We start from the raw sequence: 10,643 nt of genomic DNA on the forward strand, positions 1-10,643 counted from the left end.
TGGGTGGGGTGGGAGCGCCGTAGGGTTTGGGGCATGAAGATCGTGTGCTTGGCGGGTGGGATCGGCGGGGCGCGGTTCCTGCGGGGGCTGCGGGAGGCGGCTCCGGACGCGGAGATCACCGTCATCGGCAACACCGGGGACGACATCACGCTGTTCGGGCTGCGGGTGTGCCCCGATCTCGACACCGTGATGTACACGCTCGGCGGCGGGATCAACGAGGAGCAGGGCTGGGGGCGGAAGGACGAGACGTTCACCGTCAAGGAGGAGCTCGCCGCCTACGGGGTCGGGCCCGCGTGGTTCGGGCTCGGGGACCGGGACTTCGCCACGCACATCGTCCGGACGCAGATGCTGGCGGCCGGGTACCGGCTGTCGGCCGTCACCGAGGCGCTGTGCGACCGGTGGAAGCCGGGGGTGCGGCTCATCCCGATGACCGACGACCAGGTCGAGACGCACGTGGTCATCGAGGACGACAAGGGGCGGCGGGCGATCCACTTCCAGGAGTGGTGGGTGCGGATGCGCGCGTCCGTGCCGGCGCTGTCGATCGCGGCGGTCGGCGCGGAGGACGCGAAACCGGCGCCCGGCGTGCTCGCGGCCGTCGAGGAGGCCGATGCGGTGCTGTTCCCGCCGTCCAACCCGGTGGTGAGCATCGGGACGATCCTGGCGGTCCCCGGGATCCGGGACGCCGTCGCCGCGAAGACCGTGGTGGGGGTCTCGCCGATCATCGGCGGGGCGCCGGTGCGGGGGATGGCGGACGCCTGCCTGACGGCGATCGGGGTCGAGACGTCCGCGCAGGCGGTCGGGGAGCTGTACGGGCTCGGGCTGCTGGACGGGTGGCTCGTCGACGAGGCCGATGCGGCCGTGCGCATCGAGGGCATAGAGGTGCGGTCGCGGCCGCTGCTGATGAGCGACGGACAGGCGACGGCCGACATCGCGCGGGCCGCGCTCGATCTCGCGGTGGAGCTCAAGCGGGTGGAGGACGACGCGTGAGTGTTGTGATCACGGGCATTCCGGGGCTGCCGGAGGTCGCCGAGGGCGACGACATCGCCGCGCTGATTCCGGCGGACGCGGTGGAGGACGGCGACGTGCTCGTCGTCACGTCCAAGATCGTCAGTAAGGCGGAGGGGCGGGTCCTGGTCGCGGACGACCGGGAGAAGGCCATCGACGCCGAGACGGTGCGGGTGGTGGCGCGGCGGACGCACGCGCGGGGCGAGACCCGGATCGTGGAGACGCGGCAGGGGCTCGTGCTCGCCGCGGCCGGTGTGGACGCGTCCAACACGAAGCCGGGCACCGTGCTGCTCTTGCCGGAGGACCCCGACGCCTCGGCGCGGCGCATCCGGGCCGGGGTGCGGGAGCGGGCCGGGGTGGACGTCGCCGTGATCGTGTCCGACACGCTGGGCCGGCCCTGGCGGAACGGGCTGACCGACGCCGCGATCGGGGTCGCCGGGCTGGAGCCCCTCAGCGATCTGCGCGGGCGGGACGACTCCCACGGGAACCGGCTCGACGCCACCATCACCGCCGTGGCCGACGAGATCGCGGCCGCCGGGGAGCTGGTGAAGGGGAAGCTCGACGGCGTGCCGATCGCCGTGGTGCGCGGCCTCTCGCATCTGGTCACGGCCGAGGACGGGCCCGGGGCGCGGGCGCTGGTGCGCCCGCCCGAGGAGGACATGTTCCGGTTCGGGTCGGCCGACGTGCTGCGGGCGCGGCGCACGATCCGGGAGTTCACCGGCGAGCCGGTCGACCCGGCGGCGGTGCGGCGGGCCGTCGGCGCGGCGATCACCGCCCCGGCGCCGCACCACACGACGCCGTGGCGGTTCGTCCTGCTGGAGTCGGCGGAGTCCCGGACGCGGCTGCTCGACGCGATGCGCGACGCGTGGGAGGCCGACCTGCGGCGGGACGGGTTCTCCGCGGAGTCGATCGCCAAGCGGCTGCGCCGCGGCGAGGTGCTGCGGCGGGCCCCGTACCTCGTGGTGCCCTGCCTGGTGATGGACGGTTCGCACGACTATCCGGACGAGCGCCGGTCGCGGGCGGAGCGCGAGATGTTCGTCGTGGCGGCGGGCGCGGGCGTGGAGAACCTGCTGGTCGCGCTGGCGGTCGAGGGCCTCGGGTCGTGCTGGGTGTCGAGCACGATGTTCTGCCGCGACGTGGTGCGCGACGTGCTGGACCTGCCGGACGAGTGGGACCCGATGGGCGCGGTGGGGGTCGGTCATGCCGCGGCGCCTCCGCGCGAACGTCCGCCGCGGAGCGCGGACGCGTTCATCGAGGTCAGGTGAGCCGGGAATAGATCGCGGGGCGCCGGGGCTGGGTTCGGTGCGGGGCCTTCCCCGCCCCCCGGGGCGGCGCAAATTATGACGATTGGCATAGAGTGCCCGCATGGACGCCACGAGCTCCGCTCTTCGCCGGGCCCTGGCCCGCGCGCGCGACGGCAAGACACTGGACCGATCCGAGGCCACCACACTGCTGCAGGCCCGCGGGGCGCAGCTCGACGATCTGCTCGCGTACGCGGCCCGCACCCGGGACGCCGGCCTGGAGGCCGCCGGCCGCCCGGGCGTGATCACCTACAGCCGCAAGGTCTTCATCCCGCTGACCCGCCTGTGCCGGGACCGCTGCGGCTACTGCACGTTCGCGACCGTCCCGCACAAGCTGGAATCGCCGTACCTCAGCCCGGACGAGGTGCTGGAGATCGCGCGGCGGGGCGCCGAGATGGGCTGCAAGGAGGCCCTGTTCACGCTCGGGGACCGTCCCGAGGACCGCTGGAGGCAGGCCCGCGAATGGCTGGACGCGCACGGCTACGACGACACGCTCTCGTATGTGCGCGCGATGGCGATCCGGGTGCTGGAGGAGACCGGGCTGCTGCCGCACCTGAACCCGGGCGTGCTGACGTGGCGCGACTTCCAGCGGCTCAAGCCGGTCGCGCCGTCGATGGGCATGATGCTGGAGACGACGGCTACGCGCCTGTTCAGTGAAAGGGGCGGGCCGCACTTCGGTTCGCCCGACAAGGACCCGGCCGTCCGGCTGCGGGTGCTCGAGGACGCGGGACGGACGAACGTGCCGTTCACGACGGGCATCCTGATCGGCATCGGCGAGACGGTCGAGGAGCGCGCGGACGCGATCTTCGCGATCCGGCGGACGATGCGGGAGTACGGGGCGATCCAGGAGGTCATCGTCCAGAACTTCCGCGCGAAGCCGGACACGAAGATGCGCGACACGCCGGACGCGGAACTGGACGAGCTGGCCGCGACGATCGCGGTGACGCGCCTCGTCCTGGGGCCGAAGGCGCGCGTGCAGGCGCCGCCGAACCTGGTCGCCGACCAGTACGCGCTGATGCTGCGGGCCGGCATCGACGACTGGGGCGGGGTCTCGCCGCTGACGCCCGACCACGTGAACCCCGAGCGGCCGTGGCCGCAGATCGACGAGCTGGCCGAGCGGACCGCCGAGGCGGGCTTCACGCTGCGGGAACGGCTGACGATCTATCCGGAGTACGTGCGGCGGGGCGAGCCGTGGCTGGACCCGCGGCTGATCGGCCATGTGGCGGCCCTGGCGGATCCGGCGACCGGGCTGGCCCGGGAGGACGCCGTGCTCGAGGGGCGTCCGTGGCAGGAGCCCGACGGCGGGTTCGAGGCGTCCGGGCGGACGGATCTGCACACGTCGATCGACACGACGGGGCGGACGAGCGATCGGCGGGACGACTTCGACGAGGTCTACGGGGACTGGGACGCGCTGAAGGAGCGCATATCAGCGCCCCAGCGATTCGACGCCGACGTCAAGGCGGCTCTCGCGCGCGCGGAGCAGAACCCCGCGGGACTGTCGGATGACGACGCGCTCGCCCTGTTGCATGCCGATGGGCCTGAGCTCGATGCGCTCGCCGCGTTGGCCGATGGCCTGCGTCGTGATGCCGTCGGGGACGACGTCACCTACGTCGTCACGCGGAACATCAACTTCACCAACGTCTGCTACACGGGTTGTCGGTTCTGCGCGTTCGCGCAGCGGCGGACCGATGCCGACGCCTACACGCTGTCGCTGAGCCAGGTCGGCGACCGGGTGGACGAGGCATGGGCGGCGGGCGCCACCGAGATCTGCATGCAGGGCGGCATCCACCCCGACCTGCCCGGCACTGCCTACTTCGACCTCGCGCGTGAGGTGAAGCGGCGGGCGCCTGACATCCATCTGCATTCGTACAGCCCGATGGAGGTCGTGAACGGCGCGTCCCGGACCGACCTGTCGATCCGGGAATGGCTCCAGGCGGCGAAGGAGGCCGGGGTCGACTCGTTGCCCGGAACGGCCGCCGAGATCCTGGACGACGACGTGCGGTGGGTGCTGACCAAGGGGAAGCTGCCCACCGACCAGTGGATCGAGGTCGTCACCACCGCGCATGAGCTGGGCATCCCGACGACGTCCACGATGATGTACGGGCATGTCGACACGCCTGCCCACTGGGTCGCGCACATCAAGCTGCTGAGGTCCATCCAGGAGCGGACGGGCGGGTTCAGCGAATTCGTGCTGCTGCCGTTCGTCCACCACAACTCCCCCATCTACCTGGCCGGGCTGGCGCGCCCCGGGCCGACCGTCCGGGAGAACGTGGCCGTCCACGCTCTGGCGCGGATCCTGCTGCACGGCGCGATCCCCAACATCCAGACGTCCTGGGTGAAGCTGGGGGACGAGCTGTGCACGCGCGTCCTGCAAGGGGGCGTGAACGACCTGGGCGGCACGCTGATGGAGGAGACCATCAGCCGGATGGCCGGGTCGGAGAACGGCTCGTTCAAGCCCATCAGCGACCTGGAGGCGATCGCGCGGCGCGCGGGCCGTCCCGCCAAGCAGCGCACCACCCTTTACGGGGAGGTGCCGGCGGAGCGTATCGAGGCGGCCCGCCGCACGGACGGAATCGGGAATTTCGGGCGGCGCCTGCCGCTCAGTCCGGTATGACGGACGCATGGACGAATCGGGCCGGGCCGGCGAGCGGCGGGGTGCACGCGGGAGGACGACCCTCCGGTTCGCTTCGCTCAGGCTCGGCCCGGCGGTATGGGCGGCCGCGGCGCTGCTGCTGTCGGGCGCCGTCGGCGGCGCGTGGGCGTTCGGCCTGTTCTCCGCACCGGCCTGCTCCGGCGCGCAGGTGCGGATCACCGTCGCGGCGCAGCCGGACATCGCGCCCGCGCTGAGCGACGTGGCGTCCCGCTTCAACGTGGAGAAGCACCGGGTGGGCGGGCGCTGCGTCCGCGCCGAGGTGACACCGGTCGCGCCCGCCGCCTACGAGGGTGACGCGGACGCGTGGGTGCCGGAGTCGTCGCTGTGGCTGAGCATCGTCCGGAAGGGCGACTCATCGGTTCCGGTGGCGGCGCCCTCGGTGGCCTTGACTCCGGTCGTGCTGGCCACCACCCGTCCGGTGGAGAAGGAGTTCCGGGACGCCGGCATCGACCCCAGCTGGAAGCTCCTGCGCAAGGACAAGGCGGGCGGGCTCGCCCTGGACCGGATCGTGGCCGACCCCAGCACCGGCATGACCGGAACCATCGCCATGATTGCGATCGAGCAGGTCGACAAGGGCGCGGATGTGGCCGAGGCGCTCCGCAAGAACGGCGGCTCGATCGCGACCCTGGCCGGGCTGGTCGGCGCCGAGCGGTTCGCCCGTCCCCTCGCCGTCACCACTGAGCAGGCGGTGGTCGCCTACAACGAGACCCACCGTCCGAACCCGGTCGTGGGCCTCATGCCGGACGAAGGCACGCTCATGCTCAACCACCCCTATGCGGTGACCACCAAGGACCCTCGCCGGCGGGACGCGGCAGAGGCGTTCCAAGCGGCCCTGGGCACGCGCTCAGCCCTCGACATCCTGCAACGCGCCGGTTTCCGCGCACCCGACGGCACCATGACCGCCGCCCACGCGCGCGAGCACGACCTGCCCGAGAACGCGCCGAAATCCCTGCGGCTCCCGACCCGCGAGGAGATCGACGACGCGCTCTCGTCCTGGAAGACCTGATCAGGGGGCGCCGCGGAGGCAGCTGGGGCGCCGCTCGACCAGGTCGTCCGCCGACTTCCGCAGCTCCTCCAGGACGGCCCGCACGGACGGCCGCACCTCGGCGCCGACCCGCGTCCACATCACCATGCGGCGGTGGACCGGGGCGTCGGCCACGTCCCGGACGACGATGCCCTCCTCCCGCTCGGCGAGCGCCAGATCGGGGATCAGGCACGCGGCGCCGCCCGCCGCGACCATCGCGAACATGATCAGCAGATCGTTGGACCGGTACCGCACATCGGGCCGGAAACCGCCGAGCTCCACACACGTCCGCTCCAGCAGATCGGCATGGTTCGTCCCGACGTGCCCGGTCACCCAGGGGCATCCGGCGAGATCGGCCAGCCGGACCGGCGCCCCGTCCAGCGCCAGCGGATGGTCCGCCGGCAGCGCGACCCGCATCATCTCCGTGACCAGCACCTCGGCCGTCAGCTCCGGGCGGCGCGGACGCGGCAGATGCGAGTACTCATCGGTCAGGACGACATCGATCTCCTGCAGCACGAGCTCCCGCAGCACCCGGTGGAACTCCTCGTCCAGGACGTCCACCACGAGCTCCGGGTACGCCCGGCGCAGCCGCGGCAGCGCGGGGGCCAGGACGTGCAGCAGCGCCGTCTGGAACCCGACGATCTTCACTGCCCCGGCGACCCGCCCGCTGGCCGCGACCGTCGCCTCCTCGGCCTGCTTCGCCTGCGCCAGCAGCGTCTCGGCGTGCTCCGCGAGCACCTCTCCCGCCGTGGTCAGCCGCAGCCGCCGCCCGGCCCGCTCCACGACCGGAACACCCACGTCCTTCTGCAGCTGCGCGAGCTGCTGCGACACCGCGGAGGGCGTGTAGCCGAGCGATTCGGCCACCGCCCCCAGCGTCCCGCGCAGCTTGAGCTCGCGGAGCACCCGCAACCGTCCCAGATCCAGCATAGTGAAGCGATTCTTACATAATCACTCCAGCAATTGTCGCTGGACCTGAATGTTGGACTGAGTCAAACTATAGGTGCGACGGAAAGGGCCGGAGACCCCGGCTCACCCGATCGCCCCGCGCGGGAACGCCCCCAGCGATCCCAAAGGAGCAACACGATGCTGTACGTGCTCGGCCTCATCATCGCCCTGGCCGTCCTCGGCCCGCTGTTCGGCGCCGACAGCCGGGACGGCCTCGACTGGACCCCGAACAACTTCTGGCTGCGCCGCCGCGCCGCCGTCGACCCGGTCAAAACGACCGGTAGTCCCGGACGGGCAAACGGGGGCCGCGCCTCGGCGGGCGCCTCCCGGACGATTCCAGCAGCCGGGTGACCCGGTACCGATGGCCGGCGTAGGGCTCCAGCAGTTCGAGCATTCCGGCGTCGTCGACCTTGCGGCCCGCCAGCGCCCAGCCGACCAGGGCGGGCAGGTGGTAGTCGCCGACGGAGACGGCGTCGGGATCGCCCACCGCCCGCTGCCGGACCTCGGCCGCCGTCCAGACCCCGATGCCGGGCAGCGACCTGAGCCGCGCCTCCCCGGCGTCCTCCTCCAGCCGCTTCGCGACCCGCGCGGCCCCGATGATCGTCCTCGCGCGGACGGCCTCCAGCCCGGACCGGTGCCACTCCCACGAGGGAATCCGGACCCACACCTCGGGCGGCGGCGGAACCCGCATGTGCGGCGCACCCGGCGCGGGCTCCCCGAACCGCCGCAGTAGGTAGCCCCAGCCGCGCCACGCCTCCTGGCCGAGCACCTTCTGCTCCATCACGGCCGGCACCAGAGCCTCGAAGACCCGCCGCGACTTCCCGATCCGCAGCCCGGGCCGCTTCACGATCTGGTCCCGGACGACGTCGTGCCGCGCGACGAACCCGTCCGGCTCATCGTCGGCGCCGAGCAGTTCGGGCACCCCGTCCAGCAACCACTCGGCCCCGGGCCCCCACGCCGTCGCCTCGACGGCGCCGCCGGCCCACCGGAGCCGCAGCGTCCCCGGCCCGTCGGGCGTGTGGGACGCGCGCCAGACGGCCCCGTCCCGCTCGACCCGGAACGCGGGGTCATGCGGCCCCCGCCGATGCGGCGAGAGCGTCCCGTGCAGGTCGAGCGGCCACGGCGGCCGCCACTCCCGGACCCGGCCGGGGAGACGCCCAGCGGTCTTCTCCCCGGCCGCACGGGGGGCGGGTGTACCGGACGGCATCAGAGCCACCGCCCCCACCCTCCGCTCGACCGTCGCACTGCCGCGCCCCAGTGTGCCACCGCCGGCCCGCCGGCCCGACTGGACACCCCCTGTCGATCCGGTTCATCCCGCTCGCCCCGACCGACCTCGACACGTCGGTCGCGCGGCTGTGACTCGGCTCGCGCGCCTCGGCGGTGCCGAGCCCGCGTCTGCCACTGCCCGGCACCCCGACCTACGCGACCTCGCCGACCAGGCGCGCGCCGAGGCCGGCTTCGTCTACCGCCCGGGTTTCGGCAGGGTGCGGGGGCATCCGAAGCGGGTGATGAGGCTCGGGTCGCCGAAGCGGGTGATCGTGTGGATCTGGTCTCCTCGCAGGGTGAGCACGGTGACGCCGTTGGCCCGCCAGATCGGCGCGCTGGGATCGGGGAGGTAGAGCACCAGGGCGGGCTGGCCGTTGGCCCGGACGGGGACGAATTTCATCTCCTGGCGCTGATGAGCCAGCAGGAACTGGGCGATCGATTCGGGTCCCCGGTACTCGGTGGGCTGGGGCGGCATGGTCAACCTGGAGTCGTCGGTCAGCAGGACCACCAGTTCTTCCAGGTCGAAGCGCTGGAACGCGCTGACGAACCGGTCGACGACGGCGGCCTCGGCCGGTGACCTTGGGACGGGCACGTCCTGCGGGTGCGGGTCGGGCGGCAGCCCGGCCCTGGCCCGGACGAGCGCACTGTTGACGGCGGTCTGGGTGGTGCCGAGGATGTCGGCGGTCTCGGCCGCGGGGAAGCCGAGCACGTCCCGCAGCACCAGGACCGCACGCTGCTGGGGCGGCAGGTGTTGCAGGCCGGCCACGAACGACAGGGCTATCGACTCCCGGGCGTCGTATCGGGCTTCGGGGCCGAGGGAGAGGTCGTCCGGATCACCGGGGTAGGGCTCTAGCCACCACGGCTCGGCGGGTCCCCCCTGCACCGACCGCCCCGCGCCATGGTCGGGCAGGCCTGCCGGTTGCGGGCGGCGGGCCTGGCCTCGCAGGTAGTTCAGGCAGCGGTTGGTGGCGATCCGGTACAGCCACGCCCGCAGGGACCGGCCGTCGAACCGTCCGATCGAACGCCATGCGGCCAACAGAGCCTCCTGAAGCACGTCCTCGGCGTCGTGCATCGATCCGAGGATCCGGTAGCAGTGCGCCTGCAGCTCACGGCGGTGGGGGTCGATGAGTTCGCGGAAGGCCTCACCGTCCCCGGCCTGGGCAAGGGCGAGGGTCGCCTCGGTCATGGGCATGCGGGACCTGTCCTTTCGGGTGGTGGCACGTGGCCGCCTGGATGACCACTCCTGAAGTTGCAACACCGGCCGCGGCCCGGATTCATCGCCGTCGCGGCGGCGAATCCGCGGGACGGCCGGTGCTGCAACCGGTGTGGACCTGACCAGTGACGACCGGAGGCGCACGTGACCTCAGTGGACCCCAGGAGCGACATCCGCGGCGGAACGCCCGCGGTGCCCGGTGGCGTGCGCCGGTGGCGGGCGTTCGCGCTGCTCGCCGTGGCGTACTTCATGACGGCCGTCGACCTGTTGATCGTCAATGTCGCGTTGCCGACGATCGGCGCCGAACTGCGTTTCGCCGAGGCGGACCTGCAGTGGGTGGTGACCGCGTACGCGATCACCTTCGGCGGCTTCCTGCTGCTCGGCGGCCGGGCCGCCGACCTGCTCGGCCGCAGGCGCACGTTCACGGCCGGGCTCGCGCTGTTCACCGCGGCCTCGCTCGCCTGCGCGCTGGCCACCGGCGGCACGTTCCTGATCATCATGCGGGCCGTCCAGGGCCTCGGCGCCGCCGCGGTGCTGCCGGCCGCGCTGTCCATCGTGATGAACATGTTCCCCGAGGGCACCGAGCGCAACAAGGCGCTCGGCATCTGGGGCGCCGTCGGCGCCGGCGGAGCGACCTTCGGCGTGCTGGCCGGCGGCGCCCTCACCCGGTACGGCGGCTGGCCCGACATCTTCTACCTGAACGTCGTCGTCGGCGGGGCCGCGCTGCCGCTGACCCGGCGGGTGGTGCCCCAGAGCAGACTGCCCGCCGCGCGGCGCCGCTACGACCTGCCCGGCGCCCTCACCGTGACCGGCGCCCTGGTGGTCGCGGTCTACGCGATCTCGCGGGCACCGGACACCGGCTGGACGGACACCCGGACCTTGGCCCTGCTCGCGGGCGCGGCGGCCCTGCTGGTCGCGTTCGTGGTCGTCGAGGCCGGGGTGGAGGCGCCCTTGCTGCCGCTGCGGCTGTTCCGGCTGAAGACCCTCGCCGGGTCCAACGCGGTCGGCTTCCTGCTCGGGGCCGGCTTCTACGGCTACATCTTCATCGGCACCCTCTACATGCAGCAGGTGCTCGGATACTCGCCGATGACGACGGGCCTGGCCTGGCTGACCGTCGGCCTGACCGGGGTGGTGTTCGCCGGCCCGGCCCAGCTCCTGGTCGCCCGCACCTCGGTCAAGCTCGTGATGGCGGCCGGGATGACCCTGACCGGGACCGGGATCCTGTGGGCGACCCAG

8 protein-coding genes are annotated in these 10,643 nt (G+C 72.8%); 5 read left to right on the top strand and 3 right to left on the bottom strand.

Annotation, left to right across the window (positions count from 1 at the left end):
* Positions 1 to 33: 33 nt before the first annotated feature.
* From cofD to ACIWVC_RS32725, 4 genes are all read left to right on the top strand, one after another.
* Positions 34 to 987, top strand: coding sequence for a 2-phospho-L-lactate transferase (gene cofD, locus ACIWVC_RS32710; protein ID WP_396448052.1), 954 nt, complete (start codon positions 34 to 36; stop codon positions 985 to 987).
* A complete protein-coding gene (locus ACIWVC_RS32715) occupies positions 984 to 2,270 on the top strand; it encodes a coenzyme F420-0:L-glutamate ligase (protein WP_396448051.1) in 1,287 nt (428 codons plus the stop codon). The genes cofD and ACIWVC_RS32715 overlap by 4 nt, the downstream gene beginning before the upstream one ends.
* Before the next feature lie 100 nt (positions 2,271 to 2,370).
* Positions 2,371 to 4,920 carry a bifunctional FO biosynthesis protein CofGH gene (locus ACIWVC_RS32720; RefSeq protein ID WP_396455025.1) on the top strand — a complete coding sequence of 850 codons (2,550 nt, stop codon included), beginning with the start codon at positions 2,371 to 2,373 and terminating at the stop codon, positions 4,918 to 4,920.
* A 7-nt stretch (positions 4,921 to 4,927) separates the two neighbouring features.
* On the top strand, positions 4,928 to 5,965 hold the full coding sequence (locus ACIWVC_RS32725) for a substrate-binding domain-containing protein (RefSeq protein ID WP_396448049.1): 1,038 nt from the start codon (positions 4,928 to 4,930) through the stop codon (positions 5,963 to 5,965).
* On the opposite strand, the gene ACIWVC_RS32730 is transcribed toward ACIWVC_RS32725, so the two are convergent.
* The 3 genes from ACIWVC_RS32730 to ACIWVC_RS32740 all read right to left on the bottom strand — a co-directional run bounded on the left by ACIWVC_RS32730 (position 5,966) and on the right by ACIWVC_RS32740 (position 9,386).
* Positions 5,966 to 6,910, bottom strand: a complete 945-nt coding sequence (locus ACIWVC_RS32730) for a LysR family transcriptional regulator (RefSeq protein ID WP_396448048.1) — start codon at positions 6,908 to 6,910, stop codon at positions 5,966 to 5,968.
* A gap of 286 nt (positions 6,911 to 7,196) precedes the next feature.
* The gene (locus ACIWVC_RS32735; protein ID WP_396448085.1) at positions 7,197 to 8,135 is read right to left on the bottom strand and encodes a DNA-3-methyladenine glycosylase family protein; all 939 of its coding nucleotides are present in this window, start codon (positions 8,133 to 8,135) and stop codon (positions 7,197 to 7,199) included.
* A 255-nt stretch (positions 8,136 to 8,390) separates the two neighbouring features.
* Positions 8,391 to 9,386 (bottom strand): sigma-70 family RNA polymerase sigma factor, encoded by a 996-nt coding sequence (locus ACIWVC_RS32740; RefSeq protein WP_396455026.1) that lies wholly within the window; start codon positions 9,384 to 9,386, stop codon positions 8,391 to 8,393.
* A gap of 165 nt (positions 9,387 to 9,551) precedes the next feature.
* On the opposite strand from ACIWVC_RS32740, the gene ACIWVC_RS32745 reads away from it, so the two are divergent.
* Positions 9,552 to 10,643: MFS transporter (locus ACIWVC_RS32745; protein ID WP_396455027.1), on the top strand; the 1,092-nt coding region annotated here is incomplete at its 3' end.

Origin of the sequence: Actinomadura sp. (assembly GCF_044508335.1) — a bacterium.
Lineage (GTDB): Bacteria > Actinomycetota > Actinomycetes > Streptosporangiales > Streptosporangiaceae > Spirillospora.